Here is a 26,189-nt window from a genome sequence, read left to right as displayed (position 1 = left end):
GCTGGGCTCTCCCCGCCCCACCACGACGACGGCCCGGACGCCGCCAGCGTCCGGGCCGTCGTCGTGCGCGGCAGGTCAGAAGAGCTGGCGCAGGTTCGCCTTCGCGAGGTCGAGCAGCTTGGTGCCCTTGCCGTCCAGGACGGTGCGCATGGCGTAGAGCGCGAAGCCCTTGGCTTGCTCGAACTCGATGCTCGGCGGGATCGTCAGCTCCTGACGCTCGGTCTTGACCACCAGCAGCGCCGGCCCGTCGTGGGCGAGGAACTCGCGCATCACCGCGGGCAGGTCCGTCGTGTGGTCCGCGCGGAAGCCCTTGATGCCGATCGCCTCCGCGATCGCCGCGAAGTCCGGGTTCTCCAGGCTCGTCCCGTAGGGGACGAACCCGGCGGCCATCATCTCGAGCTCCACGAAGTTCAGCGAGTCGTTGTCGAACACGAGCGTCTTCACGGGCAGGCCGTTCTGCACGAACGACATCAGCTCGCCGAGCATCATGGCCAGCCCGCCGTCGCCGGCCATCGCCACCACCTGGCGGGTGGGGTCGACCGCCTGGGCGCCGACCGCCTGGGTGACCGCGTTGGCCATGGAGCCGTGGGACAGGGAGCCGATGATCCGGCGGCGCCCGTTCATCGTCAGGTACCGGGAAGCCCAGATCACGGGGGAGCCGACGTCGGGCAGGAACACCACGTCGTCGTCGGCCAGCTCGTCGAGGAGGCGGGCCACGTACTGCGGATGCACGCGTCCGCGTCCCGGGGAGGCCAGCTGGTCGAGGTCCTTGCGGGTCTTGGCGTAGTGCTTGAGCGCCTTGTCCAGGAACGCCGACGACGAGTTCCCGCGCAGCAGCGGCAGCAGGGCCTGGGCCGTCTCCTTCACGCCGCCCACGAGCGGCACGTCCACGGCCACCCGTCGGCCGATCTGCTCGCCGCGCACGTCCACCTGGATGACCGTGGCGTCCTCGGGGTAGAACTGCCGGTACGGCAGGGAGGAGCCGAGGATCAGCAGCGTCTCGGCCTCCTTGAGCGCGTGGTAGCCGGAGGCGAAGCCGAGCAGGCCGGTCAAGCCGACGTCATACGGGTTGTCGTACTCGATCCGGTCCTTGCCGCGCAGCGCGTGGACGATCGGGGCCTGCAGGCGCTCCGCCAGGGCCACGACCTCGTCGTGGGCGCCGGCCGCACCCGCGCCGGCCAGGATGGTGATCCGCTTGGACGAGTCCAGGGCCTCGGCGGCCTCGCGCAGCACGGAGTCGGCCGGGATGACGCGGGACGGCGTGTGACGGATCACCTCGGGCTTCGCGGAGAGCTCGGTGAGGGCCACGTCGCCCGGGATTACGAGCACGGCCACGCCCCGCTGCTCGACGGCGGCCCGCATCGCGGTGCGCAGCATGCGGGGCATCTGGTCCGCCGAGGAGACGTGCTCCACGTAGACGGAGCACTCGCGGAACAGGTCCTGCGGGTGGGTCTCCTGGAAGTAGCCCGAGCCGATCTCCTCCGACGGGATGTGCGCGGCGATCGCGAGCACCGGGGTGCGGGAGCGCTGCGCGTCGAACAGGCCATTGATCAGGTGGAGGTTGCCCGGACCGCACGAGCCCACGCAGACCGCGAGCTCGTCCGTGAGCTGGGACTCGGCGGAGGCGGCGAAGGCCGCGGTCTCCTCGTGCCGGGTGTGCACCCACTGGATGCCGCCGTGGGAGCGCAGGGCCTCGGTCAGCCCGTTGAGGGAGTCCCCGGGCACGCCGTACATGCGGCGCACGCCCGAGGCGTGGAGGGTCTCGACGATGTTCTGGGCGACGGTGGCCACGGTGGAACCTCTCTCTGGTCGGGAGGCGCCCGGGCCGGTTTCGGCAGGGGCGCGGCATTGCCTTCCACGCTAGGGGTCGAGGTCCAGGCCCGGGGAGGGGCGGCCGCCCGGAGGGGGCGTCCGGCCTGGTCAGCGCAGCAGGTCGCGCTCCACCCAGCGCAGCAGGGACTCGCCCGCCCGCTCGTGGACGTCGTCGGCGTCGCCGATGCCGCGTTCGGCGAGGATCGCCGCCGTCACCACGCCGTAGGGCTTCTCGGGGACGCCGTCGGCGGGCCGCACGTCCATGTGCTCCACGGCGAGTCCGCGCTCGTGCAGCCGGTCGGCCATGGCGTAGTCGCTGCGCGAGTCGCCCGCGGTGAGCCAGCGTTCGGGCACCGGGGTGCCCGCCTCCGCCAGCAGGTCGAAGCAGCGCTCGACGCCCAGGTCCTTGCCGGAGGAGCGGTGCTCGACGTCCACCGAGATCACCGAGGGGGCCACGCGCACCTCCTCGGCGAGTCCGCGCTCGGCGAGCAGATCCTCGACGCCCGCGGCGACGTCGTCGCGCACCCGCTCGTACTCCGTCTGGTCCGCGCCCACCGTCTTCTCGAGGGAGACCATGGCCAGCTTGGTGCGGTCGGTGAACTGCAGGTCCCCGGCGCGCTCATCGTTGAGGGCCCAGATCGCGTCACGGGTGTCCGCGTCGATGGCCATGTCCGGGTCGGTGCGGAGCCAGTCCGGGGCGGTGCCGTCCACGGTGACGTCGGGCAGGTCCCCGGAGGGCACCGCGGAGAACGGGAACCACACGGCGCCCTTCTCGCAGATCGCGTGGAAGGGAGCGTCGTCCGGGAGGCCCGCGTCGCGCAGCGGGGCGATCAGGTTGTGCAGGAGGAAGTCCGTGGAGCGGCCCGTGTTGAAGCCGACCGGCACCCCGCGCCTCGCGAGGCGGACGAGCACGTCGATGATCCCCTCCGGCACGGTCCGGGTCTCGGTGGAGGCCACGGGGGCGTCCACGTCCAGCAGGAGTCCTATCGGGGAGGAAGTGCGCATGCCCCCACCCTAGGCCGCGGTGGCCCGTGCCCGCGATGGGCCCGGCGGCTACGCTGACCCTGAGACCCGCCCCGCCCGGGGCACACCCCCGACGATCACCCCACGGGAGCACCCATGAGCACCGCCACCGACCTCGGCCCGTCCCGCAGCCCCTTCGGCCCCGACGCCGCGGCGCGCGTCCCCAGCTCGGGGACGGGGCTGTCCTCGACGGGCGGCCGGGTGGCCATGCTCGTGGTCGTGATCCTCGCGGTCGTGGCCGCGTTCCTGGGCTCCGGCGTCGTCGGCGGCCTGACCCCCGTGGCCGAGGCCGCGGGCGGCTGGCTCGGCCCGGACGCCACCTGGGTGTCCCCGGCGACCCCCGCGTTCGGCATCTGGTCCGTGATCTACGCGGGGCTGCTGGCGTACGCCGTGTGGCAGTTCCTCGCCTCGGCCCAGTCCGCCCGTCACGACCGCCTGCGACCGTGGATCCTGGTCTCGGTGCTGCTCAACGCCGCGTGGATCTGGACGGTGCAGGCCGGGCTGCTGGGGCTGAGCGTCGTGGTGATCGCGCTGCTGCTGGCGTGCCTGGCGTGGATCCTGGTGCTCCTCGAATCCGTCCGCGCGCACAGCTGGGGTGAGCGGATCCTCCTGGACGGGGTGCAGGGCCTGCATCTGGGCTGGGTCTCGATCGCCGCCGTGGCGAACCTGGCCGCGTGGCTGGCCTCGACCGGCGTCGTCGGCGATCCGGGGCAGTCGTCCCTCTGGGCGAAGGTGATGCTCGTGGTGGCCGTGCTGATCGGTGCGTTCACGGCCGTGTACAACGGCGGCCGCCCGGCTCCGGCGTTCGCGCTCGCGTGGGGTCTGATGTGGATCGGCGTCGGCCGCGCGGACGGCACGGGGCTGCTCTCGGGCAGCCTCGCCCTCCTGGCGTGGGGCGGCGCGGCGATCGTCCTGCTGTGCTGGCTGGCCGCGCTGCTGCTCTCCCGCCGGTCCGCGACGGGCGAGGCCCGCGACCTCGTCCTCGACGCCCTCGACGGCGGCGGCGACCCCATCGACGGTCGCCGCTGACCCCCGTCGTCATTGACGGAACGGGGACCGATGCTGTCGTGACGTGCGGCAACACCTGTGCCTCCCACATGCGATGATGTGGTGATCCGAAGGCCCCGCCTCACGGCGGGGCCTTCGTCATGTCCCCGTCCCTTCCCCTCCAGGATCCTCGTGCCCCTTGCCCGTCTGCGCGCGGCGCTCCCCGCGGCCGCACTGTCCCTGCTCCTGCTCACCGGCTGCACCGCCACCGACGACGGCGTCACCCCGGCGAGCGATGCCGACACCTCCGCGTCGGTCAGCACGATGCCGATCACGTCCACCCCCTCCGTCGACGCGGCTGCGACGAGCCGTGCCGCTGCGTCGTCGCTGGCCGCTTCCTCCTCCGCCGCGCAGAGCTCGCGCGCCGCAGCGTCGTCCTCGAGCGGGGCCGCCGAGTCGCGTGCCGCTGAGGGCTCCCGCAGTGCCGAGCCGGCGGCGCCCGCCGCCCCGGCCGACGTCGAGGGAGACGTGGTCACGGTCGAGTCGATCTCGGACGGCGACACGCTCCGCGTGACCCTCGGCGAGGTGTCCACGCGGGTGCGCCTGCTCAACATCGACACCCCCGAGACCCACCACCCCTCGAAGCCGGTCGAGTGCATGGGACCGGAGGCGACGGCGGCGCTGAAGTCGATGATCAGCCCCGGCGACACGGTGGTGCTGCGGTACGATCGCCGGCTCTACGACCGCTACGACCGCCTCCTCGCCGGCGTGTACGCCGACGGCGTCCTGCTCAACGCCGAGATGGCCCGCCTGGGCTACGGCGAGCCGGCGGTCTTCGACGGCAACGACCGTTTCCTGCCCGAGGTCGAGGCGGCGTGGGAGCAGGCCCGGGCGAACGGCGTCGGCAGGTTCTCCGGGGAGTGCGGCACCGCGGCCGAGCCCATCCCGGAGGCGGCCCCGGCCCCCGCCCCGGAGGCGGCCCCCGCGGCCGGCGACGCGGGGCCGGTGAGCGGAGCCGACTCCGTGTGCCCGGACTCCCACCCGGTCAAGGCCAACGACAACTCGGGCATCTACCACATGCCCGGTCAGCAGCACTACGGCAAGACCAACGCGCGCCACTGCTACGCCTCCGCCTCCGCGGCGCAGGCGGGCGGCTACCGCGCGGCCCGGCGCTGAGGGCCCCGCATCGGGTGCGGTCAGCGGCCCTCGTGGACCGCCCGCAGCTCGTAGCCGCGCTCCTCCACGGCCGTCTGCTTCTCGGCGCGCTTCTCCACCCCGGCCACGTCCTTCGGGGGCAGCTGCACCCGAGCCTCGGCGGGCAGGCCGGCTTCGAGCTGGCGGGCACGCTCCACCTCGGCGTCGACCTCCAGGCCGAGCAGCAGCACGATGTTGAAGATCCACAGGGCGAACAGCAGCGCCATGATCGTGCCGATCGCGCCGTACGCCGAGTAGCCGGCGAACTGCGTGAAGTACACGGACAGGGCCACCGCGGCCAGCACCATGCCCACCAGCGCCACGATGTTGCCGGGGCCGAAGAGGTGGAAGCGCGGCTTCTGGACGTTCGGGGTGGTGTAGTACAGGGTCGCGATCAGCACCAGCAGGATCAGGACGACGACGGGCCACTTCACCCACGCCCACACCGGCAGGAACGTGTCCGAGAGGAAGTTCACCACGCCGGTCATGCCGAGCGGCCCGGCGATCGGCTGGAGGAAGCCGTCCACGAGCGAGCGGTTCAGCGCCAGCGAGAGCAGCACGACCACGATGCCCACGATCAGGATGAGCGTGGTGAGCAGGTTGGTCAGCGTCAGCTTCACCAGGCCGCGGCCCTCCTCGTAGCCGTACACCGTGTTGGCCGAGCGGTTGAACGCCTTCACGTACGCGGAGGCGGACCACAGGGCGGTCGCGATGCCGATGATGAGGGCGATGATCCCGCCGCCTGAGCCGGCCGAGTCGCTCATGGTGGTCACCAGGTTCGTGACGAGCGGCTGGTAGTCGCTCGGGACCAGGCCGGTCAGCTCCCCCAGCAGATCGTCGATGGCCCCGCGGTTGGAGGCGAGCACGAGGGACAGGATGGAGAACACGGCCAGCAGGGAAGGAGCCAGCGAGAGCACCAGGTAGTAGGTGAGCTTCGCGGCCAGGTCGGTGCCGCCGTCGTTGCCGAACTCCTTGAGCGCGCGTGTGAGCGCGTACTTCCAGCCGGCGCCGTCGAGCTTCACGCCCTTGAGCCTCTCGGCACGCTGGTCGGGATCGATCTTCGCGGCCTCCAGGGTCGCGTCCACAGGATGAATGGCCACGTCGGTCCTCTCGCGCTCGGGGGCAGGGTGCGGGTCGGGCCCCACGGTAGCGGACGGGTGCCCCGTCCGTCCCGACCGGAGCGGCGCTGGGCCGCGGACCCGGGCGATCAGCACTCGATGACGTTCACGGCCAGGCCGCCGCGCGAGGTCTCCTTGTACTTGGACTTCATGTCCGCGCCGGTGTCGCGCATGGTCGTGATGGCCTGGTCCAGGGTCACCCGGTGCGAGCCGTCCCCCAGCAGCGCCAGCCGGGCCGCGTTGATGGCCTTCACCGACGCGATCGCGTTGCGTTCGATGCACGGCACCTGGACGAGGCCGCCCACGGGGTCGCACGTCAGCCCGAGGTTGTGCTCGATCCCGATCTCGGCCGCGTTCTCCACCTGGTCCACGGTGCCGCCGAGCACGGCGCACAGGGCGCCCGCCGCCATGGAGCAGGCCGAGCCGACCTCGCCCTGGCAGCCGACCTCGGCGCCGGAGATGGAGGCGTTGCGCTTGTACAGGATGCCGATCGCCGCCGCGGTGAGCAGGAACTCGACCACCTTGTCGTCCCGCTCCTGCTGCGTGGCGCCCTCGGGGAGCACGAAGCGCATGTAGTAGAGCATGACGGCCGGGATGATGCCCGCGGCGCCGTTCGTGGGCGCGGTGACGATGCGCCCGCCCGAGGCGTTCTCCTCGTTCACCGCGAGCGCGAAGAGGTTGACCCACTCCATGGCCCACATGGGGTCGGTGCGGTCGGTGGTCTGCAGCAGGTGCTCCCGCAGCGCGGGGGCCCGACGGCGGACCTGCAGTCCGCCGGGCAGGATCGGCTCGGTGCGGGTCACGCCGTTGTGGACGCATTCCTCCATGACGGCCCAGATGGCCAGCAGCCGGGTGCGCAGCTCGTCGAGGTCGTGCCGGGTGGCCTCGTTGGCGAGCATGAGCTCCGCGATGCTCAGGCCCGCCTCGTGGCAGCGGGCGGCGAGCTCGGCGCCCGTGGAGAAGGGGTACGGTTCGCCGGTGTCGCCGTCGTCGGTGCGGTTGACGTCCTTGGTGGCGTCCAGCTCGGCCTCGAGCTCGTCCGAGGTGACCACGAAGCCGCCGCCCACCGAGTAGTAGTCGCGGGTGTGAAGCTGTTCGCCGGCGTCGTCGTAGGCGGTCAGACGCATGCCGTTCGGATGCCCGGGCAGGGACTCGCGCATGTGCAGCGTCAGGTCGCCCTGCCGGTCGAAGGCGATCTCGTGGCGCCCGTCCAGGGGCAGCCGGCCGCCCGTGACGATCTCCTCCACGAGCCCGGTGCAGGCGTCCGGGTCGATGGTCTCAGGGTCCTGGCCGGCCAGGCCGAGCAGCACCGCGGTGTCCGAGCCGTGGCCCACGCCGGTGGCCGCCAGCGAGCCGAACAGCTCGGCGTGCACGCGGGCCGTGCGCTCGAGGACGCCGTGCTGGCCCATGCTGTCCGTGAAGCGGCGGGCGGCGCGCATGGGTCCCACGGTGTGGGACGAGGACGGGCCGATGCCGATCGAGAACAGGTCGAGGACGCTGAGCGCCATGCAGTGCTCCTAGGGTGCGAGCGGGACGCGCGGTGGCCGGGGGTGGGGGCCGGACGCGCGGAGCCGGGAGATCCAGTGCAGACCAGACTAGGGGCACGGGGCCCTGCAGGCCATGGGGTCGCGGCTCGCGGTCCGCGCTGCTCTCCGGCCCGTCACCCACCGCACGGCCCGGAGCCGGGAGCGCTCAGAGGATGTTGTCCTTGGACTCCTCCACCTGCGCGGCCGCGCGGAACGCCGTCAGGTCACGCAGATACTCGTCCGCGTGGGGGAACACGGGCCCCTGCCCGGCCACGAGCATGACCCCCTCGAGGGGCTCGAACCGGGAGCGGCCCGCGTGGATGTCCTCGCCGGCGTCGACCAGGGTGCGCAGCTGCCACCATGTGGGGGCCATCAGGTTGACCTTGCCGGCCCGGAAGCGGCGCAGCAGCTCGGCGGGGGACGCCCAGCCGTGGCTGGCCGCCTCGGAGGACATCCGCTCGGGGGACTGACCCTGCGGCAGGTGGACGGCGAAGAAGAACGTGTCGTAGCGGCGCGGGCCCCCGTGCGGGGTGATCCACCGGGACCACGGCACGAGCGCGCCGGCGTCGGGGCGCAGCCCCTCGCGGTCGAGCAGCTCCCCGAAGTCCACCTCGTGGCGCTCGACGGCGTCGCGCAGCTCGTCGGGGAACGCGGCCACCCGGGCCGGGTCCACGGGAGTGCCGGTGACGGCGTCCCGGGCCAGGAGCACTCCGGTCTCCTCGAACGTCTCGCGGACGGCGGCGGCCAGCACGCGACCGGCGCCCTCGGCGGGGTCGAGCTCCGTGAGGGTGCCGTGGGCGTCCACGGGTTCGCGCGGCAGCCCCAGGCGCCGGCCCCAGTCGGCCAGATCCGTGCCCTCCCACAGCCGGTCCGGCAGGTCGTCCGCGGGGTCCACGCGGCCGCCGGGGAAGGCCGTGGCGTGGGCGCTGAAGGCCATGGTCCCGGCGCGGCGGACGGTGAACACCGAGATCTCGCCGCTGGCCCCGGGCCGGACCAGCACGAGGGAGGAGGCGGGCACCGCCGGGACCCGGGGCCGGTCCTCGGCGGCCGGCGGCTCGGCGGGCGGGGCGGCGGGGCTCACGGTGCCTCCTCGGTTCGGGCGATCATGGTCCGGACGCACGGGCCGACGACGGCGGCCCCGGCCGCTCCCGCGCGGGGGTCATGCGGCCCGGACGTGCGCGGACCCGTAGTCTGTAGCGTAAGTCACCGTGCTCGGGGCGGAGGCCCCGGGGCGAGACCGCGACCCAAGGAGGAGAGGCCGTGAAGATCCTGGTGCTGGCCAAGCAGGTGCCGGACACGTGGCAGGAGCGTGAGCTGAGCCTGGAGACCGGCTGGGTGGTGCGCGACGGCGCGGCCGAGCCCGTGCCGGACGAGATCAGTGAGCGCGTCATGGAGGTCGCCCTGGGCTGGCGGGACGCCGGCGCGGACGTCGAGGTCGTGGCCCTGACGGTGGGCCCCGAGGACTCCTCGAAGACCCTGCGCAAGATGCTGGCCATGGGCGCGGACTCCGCCGTGCAGATCACCGACGACGCGCTCGTCGGCTCGGACGCCGTGGAGACGGCCCGCGTGATCGCCGCGGCCGTCGAGAAGGAGGGCGCCGACCTCGTGCTCGCCGGCACGCTGTCCACGGACGGCGGCACCGGCGTGGTGCCGGCCATGGTCGCCGAGCTCCTGGACCGGCCCTACCTGCCGCACGCCGAGGCCCCCGAGCTGGCCGACGGCGAGCTGACCGGCACCGTGGCGACCTCGGACGCGGACGTGCGCGCCGCCGTCGCCCTGCCCGCCGTGGCGGGCCTGACGGAGAAGACCGCGGAGCCGCGGTTCCCGAACTTCAAGAACATCATGGCGGCCAAGAAGAAGCCGCTCACCGTGCTGTCCCTGGCCGACCTCGGCATCGCCGCGGGCCCGGCCGAGGCCGCCTACCGCTCCGTGATGGTCTCGGCGGACACGCGTCCCGAGCGTGCCGCGGGCGAGAAGATCACCGACGACGGCACCGCCGCCGAGCGGCTGGTGGAGTTCCTCGCGGGTCGGGGGCTCGTGTGAGCGCGAACGTGGAGGAGACCGAGATGACGACGCAGACCGACGCCGCGAACAGCGGTCAGACCGTGCTGGTGCACGCCGAGATCGGCGCGGACGGCGCGCTCCGCCCGGTCGTGGCCGAGCTGCTCGGCGCCGCCGCAACCGTGGGCGTGCCCGAGGCCGTCCTCGTGACCGGCGCGGAGGGCAGGGACGCCGCCGTCGCCCGTCTGGGGGAGTACGGCGCCACGCGCGTCCACGTCCTCGTGGCCGACGACGCCGCCACCACCCTCGGCGACGCCGCCGTGCAGGCCCTCGCCGCCGCGGCCGCCCGCACCGCGCCCGTGGCCGTGCTGATCTCCAGCAGCCCCGAGTCCCGCGCGGTGGCCGGCCGCCTGTCCGTCCGCGCCCGCGGCCCCGTCTGCGCGGATGCCGTGGGGCTGCGCTGGGCCGACGACGAGGTCATCGCCCGCCACTCCGTGTTCGGCGGCGACTACCTCAGCGAGTCCACCGGCGAGGGCGGCCCCCGGATCATCACCGTGCGCCCCGGCGCCGTCGCGGACCGGGCCCCGGCCGTCGAGGCGCCCGAGGTCGTGGAGCTGGCCGCCGCCGAGCTCGGCCCGGTGACCGCCGGCGCCCGGGTGCTCGAGGTGAACGCCCGCACGCAGAACTCCGCCCGTCCGCCCCTGCGCGGCGCGAAGACCGTCGTCGCCGGCGGTCGCGGCGTGGGCTCCGAGGAGGGCTTCGCGATCGTCGAGCAGCTCGCCGACGAGCTCGGCGCCGCCGTGGGCGCCTCGCGTGCCGCCGTCGACTCCGGCTACACCGCGGCCGAGCGCCAGGTGGGCCAGACCGGCGTGATCGTGTCCCCGAACCTGTACATCGCCCTCGGCATCTCCGGCGCCATCCAGCACCTGGCCGGCATGAAGACCGCCAAGACCATCGTGGCGATCGACAAGAACGAGGACGCCGAGATCTTCGAGCACGCCGACTTCGGCGTGGTCGGGGACATCTTCCAGGTGGTCCCGCAGGTCATCGAGCAGCTGCGCACCCGCCGCGGCTGAACCGGTGCGGGCGCGGTCCGCTGCGGACCGCGCCCCTCGGACGAGGAGAAGCATGCCCAAGCAGCGAATGGCCGGCTACGTCCCCCTGAAGGGCGCCCCGGCCGAGACCGAGCCCGCCCCCGCCCCGGCGCAGGACACCACGACGGCGGCCCCCGCCTCGGCCGCGGCCGCCGTCCCGGTGGCGCCGACCGCGCCGACGTCGGGCCTCACGCCCCTGTCCGCGCGACGCCGCATGGCCGGGTACGTCCCGTTCGCCCGCGAGGCCGAGTGGCTCGGCGGCGCCCCCGCCCCGGCCGCGGGATCGATCCCGGCCGCCGCCCCGGCGCGGTCCGTCGCGCCCGAGCCGATCGCCGCCTCGGCGTCCCCGACGCGGGCCCCCGCACCCGCGGAGACCGAGCCCGTCGTGCCGGACGTGGCGGCCGTCGTCGCCTCCGCGACCGGTGCGCCGGCCGCGGCCGGGGTGGGCGCTCCCGTGGAGTCCGACCTCGTGCCGCTCGCGAAGCGGCGACGCATGGCCGGGTACGTGCCGTTCGCCCGGGAGGGGGAGTGGTTCACCGAGCTCGCCGCCGTGGGCGGCCCCACCGCGCCGGAGACGGCGGCGCAGGAGGTCGTCGCCGAGCCGGCCACCGCCGAGCCCGCCGCCGCGGAGCCGGCCGATGCGGAACCGGCCGTCGCCGCCCCCGTGGCCGCGGCGCCGGCTGCGGAGCCGGCTCCCACCGCGCCGGACACCCGTTCGGCCCCGCCGGCCTCCACCGCGCAGCCGCCCCGGGCCGCCCCCGGGGCCGCCACCGGCACGCCCGCTCGGGCCGCGGAGACGGACGCCGCCGAATCCGCCGCCCCGTCCCGCCTGCGCAAGGCGCTGCCGGCGGTGGCCGGCGTCGTCGTGCTGGCGCTGCTCGCAGTGCTGGCCGGACGCTGGCTGCGGAGCCTCGACCCGGTGGCGGACTTCATCGCGACCTACGACGGGCACCCGGTCCTGCCCGAGGGCACCCCCGAGGGGATGCCCTGGTGGATGGGCTGGCAGCACTTCCTGAACATGTTCCTGATGGTGCTGATCATCCGGACGGGCCTGCAGATCCGTCACGAGACGCGGCCGCCGGCCAACTTCACTCCGACGAAGGACGGCCTGTTCTCCGCGCGGGGCAACACCCCGAAGAAGTTCTCGCTCACCATCTGGACGCACCAGGCCCTCGACGCGCTGTGGCTGCTCAACGGCGTGATCTTCGTGGTGCTGCTGATCGTCACCGGCCACTGGGCGCGGATCGTGCCCACGGACCCGCACGTGTTCCAGCACGCCCTGTCCGCCGGCATCCAGTACCTGTCCCTGGACTGGCCCACGGAGAACGGCTGGGTGCACTACAACGCGCTGCAGATGCTCTCCTACGCGCTGGTGGTGTTCGTGGCCGCCCCGCTCGCCGCCCTCACGGGCTGGCGCATGTCCTCGTGGTTCCCCACGGAGGCCAAGGGACTGAACAAGGCGTTCCCCATGGAGGTGGCCCGCAAGGTGCACTTCCCGGTGATGGTCTTCTTCGTGGCGTTCATCGTGGTGCACGTGTTCCTCGTGGCCTTCACGGGCCTGCTGACGAACTTGAACCACATGTACACCTCGCGGGGCGGTGCCACCGACGCGTGGGGCCTCGTGGTGTTCCTCGTGAGCGTGGCGGTCACCGCCGCCGCGTGGTTCTTCCTGAAGCCCGCCTTCACGGCCCCCGTGGCCTCCCGGTTCGGCACCGTGGGCCGCTGAGCCGGCCGCACGACGACGGCCCCTCCTCCTCCACCCGGGACTTTCGAACGTGATCTCGGGGGAATGAGCGCTTTCGAACGTGAGATAGGCCCTTTCTCACGTTCGAAAGCGCTCGGGTGCTCGGGCGTGCGGAGCGTCAGCTCCGGGCAGCGCGGAAGGTGACCTGCACCTGGACCATCGGCTTGTCGGCCACGGGGACGCCGTCGGCGCCGACCGGCACGAGGTCCACGTCCACGAGGCGCAGGGACCGGCCGGCGTGCCGCACCCGCGTGAGGGCGACCATCTCGCCGTGGCCCGGGCGCACGAACACCACGCGCACGGCCTGGACGTCGTAGCGCTCGCGGTCCGGCATGGCCGCCTGCGCGGCGGTGACCGCCCGCAGCGTCATGGCCCCGCCGTGGACGGCGCCCGACGGGTTGGCCAGCTCCGGCTTCGGGGCGAAGCGGGCGCCCGCGGTCGCCGCGGCGTCGACGGCGGGGCGCACGTCCGGATCGGCCGTCGGCAACGACTCGGGGCGGGCGGCCAGCAGCCCCGGCATGGGCACGCGGGTCTCGGCCCCGCGGGGCAGCCGTCCGGCGGCGACGAACTCGGCCATCCGCTCCGGCGCTCCGGCCGGCACCGACTGGAACCAGCCGGTCGCCTCGACCACGCGACGCCCGTCCGCGTCCTCGAGCCACGCGCGGGCCACGCCGCCGGCAGCATCCCAGGCCAGCGGGCGGGTCCAGCACTCCAGCAGCGGGCCGTCCTCGTCCCCGGCCGTGACGGCCGCCGCGTCGAAGGCGGGCAGCGGGCCGAGCACGTTGACCTGCAGCTCGGTGGTGACCACGGTCTCGATGTCCCGGGCCGCGTGGTGCACGGCCACCGCGGTGGCGTTGTCCATGATCACGGTGGCCGCCGCGCCGGTGGGCCGGCCGTCCAGGTCGAGGCACCACGGGCCGACCTCGAACGCGGCCGGGTTGAGGGCGCCGTCCCGCTCGGTCATCAGCGCGTGGCGGCGGATGCCGAACAGCTGTTCCGTGCGGCCGGAGGGGTGGGAGCGGGGGCCGGTGGGCGAGTCCGCGGTGGGGCTGGTGGTGGTCTGCACGGGGAGCACGCTAGCCCACGGCCCGGTGGCGACACGGCAAATCATTGGATGTCCTATTATCATGGTGACGACAGTCACACCCTGTCGCCGCCCGCGGTGTCACCCCCGCACCACCCCGTCGTGGACCGCCCGCGCGGCCGGCCCGAGCCCCAGGAGGACGAACCCATGTTCCCCATCACCGACGACCAGAAGGCCCTGGTCGACGCCGTCCGCGACTTGGCCGAGCAGCGCGTCGCCCCGCACGCCCTCGACTGGGACGCCGAGTAGCATTTCCCGGTGGACGTCCTCGCCGAGGCCGGCGAGCTCGGCCTGGGCGGCATCTACGTGGGGGAGGAGCACGGCGGCACCGGCCTGGCGCGCACGGACGCGATCCTGATCTTCGAGGAGCTCGCCAAGGCGGACCCGGCCTTCGCCGCCTACATCTCCATCCACAACATGGTCGCCTGGATGATCGACTCCTTCGGCAGCGACGAGCAGCGCGCCCGCTGGATCCCCGACCTCGTGGGCATGGAGCACCTGGCCAGCTACTGCCTCACCGAACCCGGCGCCGGCTCGGACGCGGCCGCGCTGAAGACCCGCGCCGTCCGCGACGGCGACCACTACGTCCTCAACGGCGTCAAGCAGTTCATCTCCGGCGCCGGCTCCTCCGGCTACTACGTGGTCATGTGCCGCACCGCGGACACGGGCGCCCGGGGGATCTCCGCCGTCGTGGTCCACAAGGACACCCCCGGCCTGTCCTTCGGCCCCAGCGAGAAGAAGATGGGCTGGCACACCCAGCCCACGCGCCAGGTGATCTTCGAGGACGTCCGCGTGCCCGTGGCCGACCGCCTCGGCGAGGAGGGCGACGGCTTCCGCATCGCCATGAAGGGCCTCAACGGCGGCCGCCTGAACATCGGCGCCTGCTCGATCGGCGGCGGCCTGGCCGCCCTGGACAAGGCCACCCGCTACCTCAAGGAGCGCAGCGCGTTCGGCGAGCCGCTCACCACCAAGCAGGCCCTCGTCTTCGAGCTCGCGGACATGTCCGTGAAGCTGGAGACCGCCCACACGATGCTCATGCGCGCCGCGGACGCCCTGGACCGCAACGACCCGGACACCGTGCGCCTGTGCGCCATGGCCAAGCTCGTGGCCACCGAGTCCGGCTACGAGGCCGCCGACACCGCCCTGCAGCTGCACGGCGGCTACGGCTACCTGCACGAATACGGCGTGGAGAAGCTCGTCCGGGACCTGCGCGTGCACCGGATCCTCGAGGGCTCCAACGAGATCATGCGCATGATCGTGGGCCGCGGCCTGATCGGCTGACGTCGGGGGCCCCACCCGGTCGCCCCACCCAGCACGGCGCCCCGCGGTCCCCACACGTGACCACGGGGCGCGGTCCGTCGGGGCGGGCTCAGCCGAGCTGCAGCGGGTCCACCCCGGACACGGGCTCGAAGTGCCCGGCCACGTCCTCGGTCGAGACGTCCTCGAGCCGGGCCGGGCTCCACGTCGGATCCTTGTCCTTGTCCACGAGCAGCGCGCGGATGCCCTCGGCCATGTCCGGCTCGCGCATCAGGTGGGTGGCGATCGTGAACTCCTGGCGCAGTGCGTCGGCCACGGTCAGGTCCGCTCCGCGCGCGGCCAGCCGGCGCTGGGCCTCGTGGGCCACGGCGACGGCGGTCGGGGACTTGGTGCGGATGGCCTCGGCGGCCTGCCCCGCGGCCTCGGCGTGCTCCCCGCCCGCGGCGGCGCGCTCGTCCAGGGCGGCGAGGACCTCGGCGGCCGTCTCCCGGTCGTAGACGTCCTCGATCCACTCCCGGCCGGCCACCAGCGCGGAGGCGGGCTGTGCGTCCTCGGCCACCGCGAACCGGGCCAGCACCTCGTCGGCGGCGGCGAAGGCGGCCTCGTCGCGCGCGCCCGCGTCCGCGGCCGGGCCGAGGGCGCCGAACGCCGCGGCGAGGGCCTGCTCGAGCTCGTCCAGCCGGGCGGACTCCACGAAGACGTCCGCCAGGCCCAGGGCCACCGCGTCGGACCCGGAGGCGTGCGCCGAGGTCGCGGCCAGGTGCCGGCCCGCCTGGAAGGGTGCGCGGGCGAGGTGGAAGGAGCCGCCGACGTCGGGGGTGAACCCGATCGCCGTCTCGGGCATGCCGGCGCGCGTCCGCTCGGTGGCCACACGGTGCGAGCCGTGCGCGGACACGCCCATGCCGCCGCCCAGGACGACGCCGTCCATGAAGGCCACGTACGGCTTGGGGTAGGCGGCGATGCGCTCGTTCATCGCGTACTCGTCGCGGAAGAACTCCTCGGCCTCCGCGAACCGCCCCGCCAGGAGGGAGGCGCGCAGGGAGACGACGTCGCCGCCGGCGCACAGTCCCTTCTCCCCGGCGCCGCGGATCAGCACGCCGCGCACGGCGGGGTCCGCGGCCCAGTCGGTCAGGGCCGCGTCGATCGCCCGGACCATGTCCTGCGTCAGCGCGTTCAGGGCGCGCGGACGGTTCAGCGTGATGCGGCCGAGGCCGTCGCGGACCTCGAGGAGCACCTCGTCCGCCGCGCCGTCCTGCCCGGCCGCGGGGGCCGTCGTCGCCGTGGTCTGCGCGTCGCTCATCGGTGCTGCCACCCCGCCTCGCGCTTCGCCGCGAACGCGTCCATGCCCTCCTTCTGGTCCGCCGTGGCGAACGCGGCGTGGAACACGCGGCGCTCGAAGGCGATGCCCTGGGCGAGCGTGGTCTCGAACGCGGCGTTGACGGCCTCCTTGGCCATCCAGGAGGCCGGCTTGGACTTGGACGCGATGGTCGCGGCCACCTCCAGCGCCTCCTCGAGGGCCTTCTCGTCGGCCACCACGCGGGAGACGAGTCCGATGCGCTCGGCCTCCTCCGCCCCGATCATGCGGCCGGTGAGGATCATGTCCATGGCCTTCGCCTTGCCCACGGCGCGGGTCAGGCGCTGGGAGCCGCCCATGCCGGGGATGACGCCGAGGTTGATCTCGGGCTGGCCGAACTTCGCGCCCTCGCCGGCCACGAGCACATCGGCCATCATGGCCAGCTCGCAGCCGCCCCCGAGGGCGTAGCCGGTCACGCACGCCACGATGGGGGTGCGGGCACGGGTGAGCCCGTCCCAGCCGGCGAACCAGTCGGCCGCGTACATCTCGGAGAACTCCTTGGTGGCCATCTCCTTGATGTCCGCACCGGCGGCGAACGCCTTGGGGGAGCCGGAGAGCAGGATCGCCCCGATCTCCGGGTCGGTGTCCAGCTCCTGTACCGCCGCGACGACGGCGCGCATCGTCGCCTCGTTCAGCGCGTTCAGGGCCTTCGGCCGGTTCAGGCGGATGTGGCCGACCCGGCCCTGCCGCTCCACGATGATCGGCGACTCGGCGCCGTCCGGGGTGGTCTGCTCGCTCATGCCTCGCTCCTGTCCGTGTGGGATGCTCGGATGTCCTCGATGATGCCGGAAAAGTCGCGGGCGGCGCCTTCTCCGGCGGCGTACTCGGCGTACTTGGCCTGCGCGAGGCGGCCCAGGTCGGCCGCCACGTCCTGCTCGTCCAGGGCCGCGAGCGCGAGCCCGAGGTCCTTGGCCATCAGGGCGCCGGCGAAGCCGGGCTGGAAGTCCCGGTTCGCGGGGGAGCCGGGGACGGGGCCGGGCACCGGGCAGTTGGTGGTCAGGGACCAGCACTGCCCGGAGGCCTTGCTCATCACGTCGTACAGGGCCTGGTGCTGCAGGCCCAGGCGCTCGCCCAGGACGAAGGCCTCGGCGACGGCGATCTGCGTGACCCCCAGCACCATGTTGTTGCAGATCTTCGCGGCCTGGCCCAGGCCGGCGGCCCCGCAGTGCACGATTCGCGCGCCCATGACCTCGAGCAGCGGCAGCACCTCGGCGTACACCTCGTCCGAGGCGCCCACCATGAAGGCGAGGGTGCCGGCCTCGGCGCCCACCTGGCCGCCCGAGACCGGCGCGTCGGCCGCCCGCATGCCCGCCGCCTCCGCCGCCGCGGCCGCCTCGCGGGCCTCGGCGACGTCGATGGTCGAGCAGTCCAGGAACACGGTGCCGGGCCGGGCGGCGGCGAGCAGGCCGCCGTCGCCGTCCTCACCCCGGTAGACGTCCAGCACCAGGCGTCCGTGGGGGAGCATGGTCAGCACGACGTCGGCCTCCGCGGCCGCCGCGGCCGTGTCCGTGACGGTCTCGACGCCGGCCGCACGGGCCTTCTCGAGGGCCTCGGGGACGAGGTCGAAGCCGAGCACGCGGTGGCCCGCGGCGGCGAGGTTGGCGGCCATGGGGCCGCCCATGTGGCCGAGGCCGAGGAACAGAACGGTGGTCATGGGGTCCTCCTGGTCGGGACGGGCTGCGGGGCGGTCAGGAGCCGGCCGGCATCACGAAGCTGGCGCCCTCGCGCACGCCGGAGGGCCAGCGTGTGGTGACGGTCTTCGTCTTGGTGTAGAACTTCAGCCCGTCCGTGCCGTGCTGGTTCAGGTCGCCGAAGCCGGAGGCCTTCCAGCCGCCGAAGGTGTAGTAGGCGATCGGCACGGGGATCGGCACGTTCACGCCGACCATGCCGGTGTCCACGCGGGTGGAGAAGTCGCGGGCGGCGTCGCCGTCGCGGGTGAAGATGGCCACGCCGTTGCCGAACTCGTGCTCGTTCACGAGCGTGAGCGCCTCCTCGTAGTCCTTCGCGCGGACCACGGAGAGCACCGGGCCGAAGATCTCCTCGCGATAGATGCTCATCTCCGGGGTGACGCGGTCGAACAGGGTGGCGCCCACGTAGAAGCCGTCCTCGTGGCCCTCGACGACGACGCCCCGGCCGTCCTCGACCAGGTCGGCGCCCGCCTCGACGCCGGCCGCGATGTAGCCCTCGATGCGCTCCTTCGCGTCCTTCGAGACGACGGGGCCGAAGTCCGAGGACGCCTCGAGCGACGGGCCGACCCTGAGGTCCTTGATGCGCTCGCGGAGCAGCGCGATCAGGCGGTCGGCGGTCTCCTCGCCGACCGGGACGGCCACGGAGATCGCCATGCAGCGCTCGCCGGCGGAGCCGAAGGCGGCGCCGACCAGGGCGTCGGCGGTCATCTCGAGGTCCGCGTCCGGCATGACCACGGCGTGGTTCTTGGCCCCGCCGAAGCACTGCGCGCGCTTGCCCATGCGGCCGGCGTGGGCGTAGATGGACTGCGCGATCGGGGTGGAGCCGACGAAGCCGACGGCCTTGACGCGCGGGTCCTCGATGAGCGCGTCCACGGCGGCCTTGTCGCCGTGCACCACGTTGAGGGCGCCGGCGGGCATGCCGGCCTCGAGGGCCATCTCGGCCAGGCGCACCGGGACGGAGGGGTCGCGCTCGGAGGGCTTGAGGACGAAGGCGTTGCCCGCCGCCAGGGCGATGCCGGCCTTCCACAGCGGGATCATCGCCGGGAAGTTGAAGGGCGTGATGCCCACGGCCACGCCGAGCGGCTGGCGGATGGAGTGCACGTCGATGCCGGTGCCCGCGTCGGCGGTGAACTCACCCTTGAGCAGGTGCGGGGCGCCCGCGGCGAACTCCACGACCTCGATGCCGCGCTGGATGTCGCCCTGGGCGTCCGGGAAGGTCTTGCCGTGCTCCTGGGCGAGCACGGTGGCCAGCTCGTCCATGTTCTCGTTGATCAGGTCGACCCAGCGCAGCAGGATGCGGCCGCGGCGCTGCGGGTTCAGCCTCGACCACGCGGCGAAGCCCTCCTCGGCGGAGGCCAGGGCGGCGTCGATCTCCTCGGCGGAGGCCAGCGGCACGCGCCCCGCCACGCCGCCCGTGGCCGGGTGGTAGACGTCGCCGTGCCGGCCGGAGGCGCCCTCGCGCCGCTCGCCGTGCACGAAGTGGGGGATCACGGGGGCGGTCTCGGTGGGCGCGGTCTTCTCGGACATGGGGGCTCCTCGCGGGTCCAGGCGGAAGGCGGACGCCGGGCGGCGCCGCCCACGGCGGGCGGGGCGGGCCCGGCCGTGCGTGTGATCTGGGTTACTCATCCGCTAATCTAAGATGAGAACGTAGGACATGCAACTATCGAACTCGGGGGGTATCCCGAGGAGGAAGGGAGGGTCCGCCCATGGACCTGTCGAACCAGAGCGCGATCGTCACCGGCGGGGCCTCGGGCCTCGGCCATGCCACCGCCCGCCGCCTGGCGGACGCGGGCGCCGCCGTCGTGGTGGTCGACCTGCCGGACCGCGAGGGCGAGACCGTCCGTGCCGACGCCGTGGCCGCCCTCGGCCCCCGCACGCGCTTCGTGACGGGCGACGTCACCGCCGAGGACACCGCCCGGGAGGCCGTGGCCGCCGCGCTGGAGGCCGGGCCGCTGCGGGTGCTGGTCAACTGCGCCGGCGTGGCGACGCCGGGCAAGCTCGTGGGTCGCGACGGGCCGCTGCCCGCCGAGGTGCTGAGCCGGGTCCTGGCGATCAACGCGGTCGGCACCGTGTCGATGATGGCCCAGGCCGCCGCCGCGATGAAGGCGCAGGAGCCGCTCGGCGAGGACCGCGGCGTCATCGTCAATACCGCCTCCGTGGCGGCCTACGACGGGCAGATCGGCCAGATCGCGTACTCCGCCTCCAAGGGCGCCGTGGTCGCGCTGACCCTGCCCGCGGCCCGCGAGCTCGCCTCCTCGCAGATCCGCGTGGTCACGATCGCCCCCGGTCTGATGGAGACGCCCATGATGGCCGGCCTGCCCGAGGCCGCCCGCGAGGCGCTGTCCACCAAGACCCCGCATCCGGCCCGCCTCGGCCGGCCCGAGGACTACGCGCTGCTCGTCGAGCAGATCGTGTCCAACCCGTTCCTGAACGGCGAGGTCATCCGGCTCGACGGCGCCGTGCGCCTCGAGCCCCGCTGAGTCGGACGGTCCGGAGGCCGGAGGGCGCGTCAGGAGGAGGTGTGCTCCGCCGTCGCGGGCGCGCCGGCGTCGGGGCCGTCGGCCTGGAAGTCGCCGGCCTCGGCGCGGAACCGGCCGAGGACGTCGATGAGGGTGTCCACGTCCGCCGGACCGAAGCCGGAACGGCCGAAGACCTCGGCGTTGAGCGTCTCCGTGGCGGCGACGGCGACGCGCCGGCCCTCGTCCGTGAGGGCGAGCACGAGCGCGCGGCGGTCCGACTCGTGGGGTGTGCGCTCCACCAGCCCGGCGGCCTCGAGCCGGTCCACCGCATTGGTCACCGAGGTGGGGTGGACCTGCAGGAGCGCGGACGCCTTGGACATCCGCATCCGCTTCTCGCGCGAGAAGTTCAGCAGCGCCAGCAGCTCGTACCGCGCGAAGGTGAGCCCGTAGGGCTTGAGCGCGGCCTGCGCCCGACCCAGCAGGATCTGCTGGGCCCGCATGATCGAGGTGATGGCGGCCATCGGGCGGGCGACGTCACCCCATCCGTGACGCTCCCAGTTCCGGGCGGCCTCCCGGATGGGGTCCTGGGCGAGGGGTGGCTTCTTCATGGCGCTCCAGACTAGCGGCGCACCGGGGGTCCCCCGCCACCGCCGGACACGGACGGGGCGGTGGCGGGGAACGGCCGGTCAGCGCTGCAGGTCCAGGTCCTCCTCCCGGAACTCGGTGCCGTAGCCGTCCGGGGCGGCGCCCGTCTGGGCGCGCTCGACCTCGGCCTTGCGCAGCTCCACGCGGCGGATCTTGCCCGAGATGGTCTTCGGCAGCTCGAGGAACTCGATGCGGCGGATGCGCTTGTACGGGGGCAGCTGGGTGAGCGTGAACTGCAGGATCGCCCGGGCGGTCTCCGCGGTGGGCTCATGGCCCGGGGCGAGGGTGACGAAGGCCTTCGGCACGGCCAGGCGCAGCTCGTCCGGGGTGGGGACGATCGCGCCCTCCATCACGGCCGGGTGCTTGACCAGCACCGACTCCAGCTCGAACGGGGACACCTTGTAGTCCGAGGACTTGAAGACGTCGTCCGCGCGGCCCACATAGGTCAGCACGCCGTTCTCGTCGCGGCGGGCGATGTCACCGGTGTGGAACACGCCGTCGCGGAACACCTCGTCCGTCTTCTCCTGGTTGCCGTAGTAGGACTTCAGCAGGCCCACCGGACGCGGGTCCAGGCGCAGGCAGATCTCGCCCTCCTCGGCCTCCTGGCCCGTGAGCGGGTCGAGCAGGGTGACGTCCATGCCGGGCAGCGGGCGGCCCATGGAGCCGATGACGACCTTCTGGCCCGGGGTGTTGGCGATCTGCAGGGTGGTCTCGGTCATCCCGAAGCCGTCGCGGATCGTGGTGCCCCACGCCTTGTGCACCTGGTCGATCACCTCGGCGTTGAGCGGCTCGCCCGCGGAGATGGTCTTGGTCGGCGGGGTCGTCAGCTGCGCCAGGTCCGCCTTGATGAGCATGCGCCACACGGTGGGCGGGGCGCAGAAGCTCGTGACGCCGTAGCGCTCCATGTTGGCCATCAGGGCCGCGGGGTCGAACTTGCGGGCGTTGTGCACGAAGATCGTGGCCTCCGCGATCCACGGGGCGAAGAAGTTGGACCACGCGTGCTTGGCCCAGCCCGGGGAGGCCACGTTGAGGTGCACGTCGCCCGGCTCCAGACCGATCCAGTAGAGCGTCGTGAGGTGGCCGACCGGGTACGAGGTGTGGGTGTGCTCCACGAGCTTCGGCTTCGAGGTGGTGCCCGAGGTGAAGTAGAAGAGCAGCGTCTCGTCGGCGGGGGTCGGCTCGGCCGGGGTCAGCTCGGTGGCGGCGTCGTCGGCGTCGTCGTAGGAGAGCACGGTGTGGCCGGCGACCTCGGGGGCGCGGCGCGCCGGGCCCTCCGCGAAGACGCCCGGCACGTGCACCAGGTGCAGGTCCTCGCCGACGCCGGCGAACTTGGCCAGGTCCTCGGCGCCGGCCACGGCCCACGCGGCGCCGGCGCGCGTCACGCGGTCCTCGAGGTCCCCGGAGGTCATCTGCGTGGTGGTGGGCACCATGACCACCCGCAGCTTGATGCAGGCGAGCATGAACTCCCACAGCTCCACCTGGTTGTTCAGCATCAGGATGAGGCGGTCGCCGCGGCGCAGGCCCTGCGCGGAGAGCCAGTTCGCCACCCGGCTGGAGGCCGCGGAGAGCTCGGCGAAGGTGCGTTCGGTGCTGCGCCCGTCGTCCTCGGCGATGATCAGCGCCGGCACGTCCGCGCGGGCCGGGTCCTGGGCCAGGCGGTCGAACCAGTCGAAGCCGAAGTTGAAGTGCTCGAAGCGGGGCCACTCGAACTCGGCGCGGGCGCGCTCATAGTCGGTCTGGCACTCGACCAGCAGGTCGCGGGCCGCGCGGAACACCTCCGTCGGTGACGGGGCGGCGACGGCGGTGGGGTCCTGGACGGTCATGGGTCCCTCCTCGGGATGGCTGCTGAACGGATCCTTGGCCGGGGGCCTGTGATCTGGAACACTACTGGCAGACCTGGATAGTTGGAAGTCCTACAGTCGGATTCGCGGCGAAACCGCCCGCCGTCGTCGGACCGCCCCCGAAGGAGAGCCATGACCGCCATCGCCGACCGCCCCGTCCCCGACTCCGGCGCGCCCGCCGTCCCCCCCGGCCTGCCCCACGTGGACCTGCTGCGCCTGCGGGACCGCCTCGAACCGGTCGAGCGTGCCCGGCTCGACGCGATCGAGGACCACCTGCAGACCCGCGTGCGGCCACACCTGACCCGCTACTGGGACGCCGAGGAGTTCGCGTTCGACCTGCTGCCGGGCCTGGCCGAGCTGGGTCTGGGGCGCCTCGTCCTGGACGGCTCGTCCTCGCTGTTCCAGCAGCTCGTGCACGCGGAGATCGCCCGTGTGGACCTGTCCCTGTCCGCCCTCGTGGGCATCCACAACGAGCTCAACCTCGGCATGATCGCCGGCCTGGGCTCAGAGCGTCAGAAGGCCACGTGGCAGGGGCGCCTCGAATCCTTCGACGCCCTGGGCGCGTTCTGCCTCACCGAGCCGGACCACGGCTCGGACATCGCCGGAGGCCTCGCCACCACCGCCACCCGCGACGGCGACGAGTGGGTCATCCGCGGCGCCAAGCGCTGGATCGGGGCCGGCACGATCGCCGACGTCGCGCTCGTCTGGGCGCGCGACACCGCCGACGGCGAGATCAAGGGCTTCGTGGTGCCCACCGACACCCCCGGCTACGAGGCCACCAAGATCAGCGGGAAGATGGGCCTGCGGATCATGCAGAACGCGGACATCACCCTGGACGTGCGCCTGCCCACGGACGCGATCCTGCCCGGCGCCACCACCTTCGCCGCCACCCGCGCCCTGCTGCGCGACTCGCGCATGTGGGTCGGCTGGCAGGGCGTCGGCGCGCAGATGGGCGTGCTGGACGTGCTGCGCTCCTACGCGCTGCGGCGGCAGCAGTTCGGTCGCCCGCTGGCCGCGTTCCAGCTGATCCAGGCCCAGATCGCCGAGGTCGCCGGCAACCTGGCCGCCTCCGCCGGGATGATGCTCCAGGTGGACGCCCTGCGGCAGGAGGGGCGGATGGAGATGATGCACGCGGCGATGGCCAAGGCCACCTCGACCCGGCTGGCCCGGTCCTCGGCGGCGCTCGCCCGCGACGCCCTCGGCGGCAACGGCCTGCTCACGGAGCACGAGATCGCCAAGATCATGGGGGACGTGGAGGCCATCTACTCCTACGAGGGCTCCTACGGCATGAACACCCTGATCGTGGGGCGTGCCCTCACGGGCGTCTCGGCCTTCGTGTGAGCCACGCGTCCTGCAGGTCCTGGATCAGCGGGCGGTGGGCGATGAGCAGCAGCACGCCGGCGACCGGGATGACCACCTCGAAGCCCAGCCAGAGGTAGCCGGCCGCGCCCGCCACCCCGCCCAGGAAGAACAGGGCCACGAGCAGCGCCAGCAGTCCCACGCGCCGCGGTTCCCCGACGACGGGGGCCGCGGCCGCGGGCGCGTTGCGGTACAGGATCTTGCCGAGCTCGACGCCGATGTCCGTGACCATGCCCGTCACGTGCGTGGTGCGGATCGGCCACGCCCCGATGCGGGTGATCAAGGCGTTCTGCAGGCCCATGGTGAAGCACAGCACGGCCACCACGACCAGCGGCCGGTGCGCATCGCGGACGTGCTCGGCGAGCAGGCCGAACACCAGCATGCCGACGCCCTCGAGCAGGAGGATGTTGGCGTAGCGCGAGCGGAGGCCGTTGACCCGGCCCCAGTTGAACACCAGCGCGCAGACGACCGCGCCCAGGATGAACATGGCCAGCGCGAGCAGGCCCGTGCCGACCAGACCCGGGGCGTGGAGGACCGCCGCGTCCGCCATGGACGCCACGATCCCCGTCATGTGGGACGTGTACGTGGCCACGGCGACGAAGCCCACGGAGTTGAGGATCCCCGCGATCGCGGTCAGCACCAGCGCCAGGTGGGTGTTGCGGCGCACGGTGCGCTCGGGGGCGCACAGGTTGAGCACCCCGCCACCCTACGACCGGACGCCGCCGTCGGCGCCGACGCGGGAGGCGCCGTCGTCGACGCCTCCCGTCACCGTGCCCGGGCTCAGTAGCTGGAGTAGCCGTCCTCCGACAGGGTGTGCTTCTCGTCGCCGGTGATGGCGGGGTTGAACACCGAGATCAGGTGCATGTCCTCGGTGCCGCCGCGCAGGTCGTGCGGCTCGTGGTCCGGCAGGACGTAGATGACACCCGGCGTGATCTCGTGGACGGTGCCGTCCGGCTCCACCACGGAGCCGTTGCCCGCGATGCAGTAACAGGCCTCCTTGTGGTTGCGGTACTGGAGCTTCGAGGACGATCCGGCGCGCACGATCGTGTGGGCGACGGCGAAACCCATCTCGTCCTTCGCGGTGATGAGGCGTTCGGAGGTGCCTCCGCCCCACTCGACCTTCTCGACGTCGTTCCGGCTACGGGTGTACATGGCGTTCCTTTCGGCGAGCTCTGCGGGTCGGGCAAAGGGCCGTAGCCCTGGCTCCATCGTAGGGATGCCCGTCTCAGACCATAAGGGGCAACACGTGGGGGCTCATATGGGATGAAATAGTCCAGATCCACTATGACGTGCATCATACCCGGCATACGCTTCATCTTGACCCATGCGGGCCGGAGATGGAGGAGACGCGATGGCAACGCAGGCGAGGGATGGCCGGTTCTCCAATGAGGTGTTGCCCCAAGACGAGAGGCCTAGTCGTTTCGGTCCGGGGCTAATCATCGCCGCGTCCTTCATCGGGCCGGGGACCATCACAACCTCCATCGTTACCGGAGCCGAGCAGGGATTCGTCCTGGCCTGGGCTGTCGTCTTCTCAATTTTGGCCACCATCGTCTTGCAGGAGATGTCGGGACGGTTGGGCCTCGCGACCCGCATGAGTCTCGGACACGCTCTGCGCGAGGTGTTCTCCTCGGTGCCGGCACGACTTGTCATGGCGATCCTCGTCGTCGCGGCGATCGGCATCGGAGGGGCGTCCTACGCCGGTGGTGACACAGTCGGCACCGCCCTCGCCTTGACTAGTGTGACCGGACTCAGTCAGCCCGTGGTCGTCATCGGGATCGTCCTCACGATCGGCATTCTGCTCTGGACAGGCAGCTACAAACTGATCGAGCGGGTGCTGACCGTCATGGTCGGGTTATTGGGGCTGCTGTTCATCGTCACTGCAGTCCTAGGGCGTGTCTGAGAATAGATGCACGAGTCAGCTGAGACCCTGGGGACATGTCCCGGTTCCAGATGCTCTCCGACGCCCAATGGGAGTTGATCGCCCCGTTGCTCCCGACCCGGAC

At 72.9% G+C, this 26,189-nt stretch carries 22 protein-coding genes and 1 pseudogene; 9 read left to right on the top strand and 14 right to left on the bottom strand.

Annotated elements, in window-relative coordinates:
* Positions 1-75: 75 nt before the first annotated feature.
* Together poxB and ACTSKS_RS04995 are read right to left on the bottom strand one after the other, a co-directional pair.
* The gene (gene poxB, locus ACTSKS_RS05000; protein ID WP_078025394.1) at positions 76-1,791 is read right to left on the bottom strand and encodes a ubiquinone-dependent pyruvate dehydrogenase; all 1,716 of its coding nucleotides are present in this window, start codon (positions 1,789-1,791) and stop codon (positions 76-78) included.
* Positions 1,792-1,920: 129 nt separating this feature from the next.
* Positions 1,921-2,817 carry a haloacid dehalogenase gene (locus tag ACTSKS_RS04995; RefSeq protein WP_049146689.1) on the bottom strand — a complete coding sequence of 299 codons (897 nt, stop codon included), beginning with the start codon at positions 2,815-2,817 and terminating at the stop codon, positions 1,921-1,923.
* Between the two features lie 114 nt (positions 2,818-2,931).
* On the opposite strand from ACTSKS_RS04995, the gene ACTSKS_RS04990 reads away from it, so the two are divergent.
* Positions 2,932-3,864, top strand: coding sequence for a TspO/MBR family protein (locus ACTSKS_RS04990; RefSeq protein ID WP_078025393.1), 933 nt, complete (start codon positions 2,932-2,934; stop codon positions 3,862-3,864).
* A gap of 150 nt (positions 3,865-4,014) precedes the next feature.
* On the top strand, positions 4,015-4,998 hold the full coding sequence (locus tag ACTSKS_RS04985; RefSeq protein ID WP_078025392.1) for a thermonuclease family protein: 984 nt from the start codon (positions 4,015-4,017) through the stop codon (positions 4,996-4,998).
* Positions 4,999-5,018: 20 nt separating this feature from the next.
* Here the strand turns inward: ACTSKS_RS04985 and ACTSKS_RS04980 are convergent, their stop codons facing one another.
* From ACTSKS_RS04980 to ACTSKS_RS04970, 3 genes are all read right to left on the bottom strand, one after another.
* On the bottom strand, positions 5,019-6,116 hold the full coding sequence (locus ACTSKS_RS04980) for a YihY/virulence factor BrkB family protein (protein ID WP_231866277.1): 1,098 nt from the start codon (positions 6,114-6,116) through the stop codon (positions 5,019-5,021).
* 107 nt (positions 6,117-6,223) lie between these two features.
* Entirely contained in the window at positions 6,224-7,642 is a 1,419-nt protein-coding gene (locus ACTSKS_RS04975; protein WP_336644201.1) for an L-serine ammonia-lyase, read from the bottom strand.
* Between the two features lie 184 nt (positions 7,643-7,826).
* Positions 7,827-8,741: an NUDIX hydrolase gene (locus ACTSKS_RS04970; protein WP_206495840.1), complete on the bottom strand. Its 915-nt coding sequence runs from the start codon at positions 8,739-8,741 to the stop codon at positions 7,827-7,829.
* A gap of 179 nt (positions 8,742-8,920) precedes the next feature.
* Here ACTSKS_RS04970 and ACTSKS_RS04965 point away from each other — a divergent pair, with 179 nt between their 5' ends.
* The 3 genes from ACTSKS_RS04965 to ACTSKS_RS04955 are packed head-to-tail and all read left to right on the top strand — an operon-like array spanning position 8,921 to position 12,481.
* The gene (locus ACTSKS_RS04965; protein WP_095347321.1) at positions 8,921-9,703 is read left to right on the top strand and encodes an electron transfer flavoprotein subunit beta/FixA family protein; all 783 of its coding nucleotides are present in this window, start codon (positions 8,921-8,923) and stop codon (positions 9,701-9,703) included.
* Positions 9,700-10,737 (top strand): electron transfer flavoprotein subunit alpha/FixB family protein, encoded by a 1,038-nt coding sequence (locus tag ACTSKS_RS04960; protein WP_144879291.1) that lies wholly within the window; start codon positions 9,700-9,702, stop codon positions 10,735-10,737. The genes ACTSKS_RS04965 and ACTSKS_RS04960 overlap by 4 nt, the downstream gene beginning before the upstream one ends.
* A gap of 52 nt (positions 10,738-10,789) precedes the next feature.
* Positions 10,790-12,481 (top strand): cytochrome b/b6 domain-containing protein, encoded by a 1,692-nt coding sequence (locus ACTSKS_RS04955; RefSeq protein ID WP_243733702.1) that lies wholly within the window; start codon positions 10,790-10,792, stop codon positions 12,479-12,481.
* Between the two features lie 136 nt (positions 12,482-12,617).
* Here the strand turns inward: ACTSKS_RS04955 and ACTSKS_RS04950 are convergent, their stop codons facing one another.
* Positions 12,618-13,565, bottom strand: coding sequence for a PaaI family thioesterase (locus ACTSKS_RS04950; RefSeq protein ID WP_078025422.1), 948 nt, complete (start codon positions 13,563-13,565; stop codon positions 12,618-12,620).
* 165 nt (positions 13,566-13,730) lie between these two features.
* Between ACTSKS_RS04950 and ACTSKS_RS04945 the strand changes: the two are divergent.
* Positions 13,731-14,864 (top strand): annotated as a pseudogene (locus tag ACTSKS_RS04945) (acyl-CoA dehydrogenase family protein).
* A gap of 88 nt (positions 14,865-14,952) precedes the next feature.
* On the opposite strand, the gene ACTSKS_RS04940 reads toward ACTSKS_RS04945, so the two are convergent.
* Genes ACTSKS_RS04940 through ACTSKS_RS04925 form a run of 4 tightly spaced genes read right to left on the bottom strand, consistent with a single transcriptional unit; the run spans position 14,953 to position 19,409 of the window.
* Positions 14,953-16,140, bottom strand: coding sequence for an enoyl-CoA hydratase/isomerase family protein (locus tag ACTSKS_RS04940; RefSeq protein ID WP_135019532.1), 1,188 nt, complete (start codon positions 16,138-16,140; stop codon positions 14,953-14,955).
* Entirely contained in the window at positions 16,137-16,934 is a 798-nt protein-coding gene (locus ACTSKS_RS04935) for an enoyl-CoA hydratase (protein WP_100059002.1), read from the bottom strand. The genes ACTSKS_RS04940 and ACTSKS_RS04935 overlap by 4 nt, the downstream gene beginning before the upstream one ends.
* Positions 16,931-17,848, bottom strand: coding sequence for a 3-hydroxyisobutyrate dehydrogenase (mmsB, locus tag ACTSKS_RS04930; RefSeq protein ID WP_135019531.1), 918 nt, complete (start codon positions 17,846-17,848; stop codon positions 16,931-16,933). The genes ACTSKS_RS04935 and mmsB overlap by 4 nt, the downstream gene beginning before the upstream one ends.
* Positions 17,849-17,882: 34 nt before the next feature.
* Positions 17,883-19,409 carry a CoA-acylating methylmalonate-semialdehyde dehydrogenase gene (locus ACTSKS_RS04925; RefSeq protein WP_135019530.1) on the bottom strand — a complete coding sequence of 509 codons (1,527 nt, stop codon included), beginning with the start codon at positions 19,407-19,409 and terminating at the stop codon, positions 17,883-17,885.
* 179 nt (positions 19,410-19,588) lie between these two features.
* On the opposite strand from ACTSKS_RS04925, the gene ACTSKS_RS04920 reads away from it, so the two are divergent.
* A complete protein-coding gene (locus ACTSKS_RS04920; RefSeq protein WP_442927337.1) occupies positions 19,589-20,362 on the top strand; it encodes an SDR family NAD(P)-dependent oxidoreductase in 774 nt (257 codons plus the stop codon).
* Between the two features lie 29 nt (positions 20,363-20,391).
* On the opposite strand, the gene ACTSKS_RS04915 is transcribed toward ACTSKS_RS04920, so the two are convergent.
* Positions 20,392-20,949, bottom strand: a complete 558-nt coding sequence (locus ACTSKS_RS04915; RefSeq protein WP_036316148.1) for a MarR family winged helix-turn-helix transcriptional regulator — start codon at positions 20,947-20,949, stop codon at positions 20,392-20,394.
* 78 nt (positions 20,950-21,027) lie between these two features.
* The gene (locus tag ACTSKS_RS04910; RefSeq protein WP_119217562.1) at positions 21,028-22,809 is read right to left on the bottom strand and encodes an AMP-binding protein; all 1,782 of its coding nucleotides are present in this window, start codon (positions 22,807-22,809) and stop codon (positions 21,028-21,030) included.
* Between the two features lie 150 nt (positions 22,810-22,959).
* Between ACTSKS_RS04910 and ACTSKS_RS04905 the strand changes: the two genes are divergently transcribed.
* Positions 22,960-24,168, top strand: coding sequence for an acyl-CoA dehydrogenase family protein (locus ACTSKS_RS04905; protein WP_036383962.1), 1,209 nt, complete (start codon positions 22,960-22,962; stop codon positions 24,166-24,168).
* Here the strand turns inward: ACTSKS_RS04905 and ACTSKS_RS04900 are convergent.
* Together ACTSKS_RS04900 and ACTSKS_RS04895 are read right to left on the bottom strand one after the other, a co-directional pair.
* A complete protein-coding gene (locus tag ACTSKS_RS04900; protein WP_036383960.1) occupies positions 24,143-24,883 on the bottom strand; it encodes a YoaK family protein in 741 nt (246 codons plus the stop codon). The genes ACTSKS_RS04905 and ACTSKS_RS04900 overlap by 26 nt on opposite strands.
* Before the next feature lie 83 nt (positions 24,884-24,966).
* Positions 24,967-25,338 carry an ectoine synthase gene (locus ACTSKS_RS04895; protein WP_036338798.1) on the bottom strand — a complete coding sequence of 124 codons (372 nt, stop codon included), beginning with the start codon at positions 25,336-25,338 and terminating at the stop codon, positions 24,967-24,969.
* Positions 25,339-25,537: 199 nt separating this feature from the next.
* Here ACTSKS_RS04895 and ACTSKS_RS04890 point away from each other — a divergent pair, with 199 nt between their 5' ends.
* Positions 25,538-26,086 (top strand): Nramp family divalent metal transporter, encoded by a 549-nt coding sequence (locus ACTSKS_RS04890; RefSeq protein WP_442927336.1) that lies wholly within the window; start codon positions 25,538-25,540, stop codon positions 26,084-26,086.
* The last annotated feature ends 103 nt before the right edge of the window (positions 26,087-26,189 follow it).

Source organism: Micrococcus sp. TCR-5 (assembly GCF_052220525.1).
Lineage (GTDB): Bacteria > Actinomycetota > Actinomycetes > Actinomycetales > Micrococcaceae > Micrococcus > Micrococcus luteus.
The sequence above is the reverse complement of the archived record's forward strand: the minus strand, read 5'-3'. Positions and strand labels throughout refer to the sequence as shown.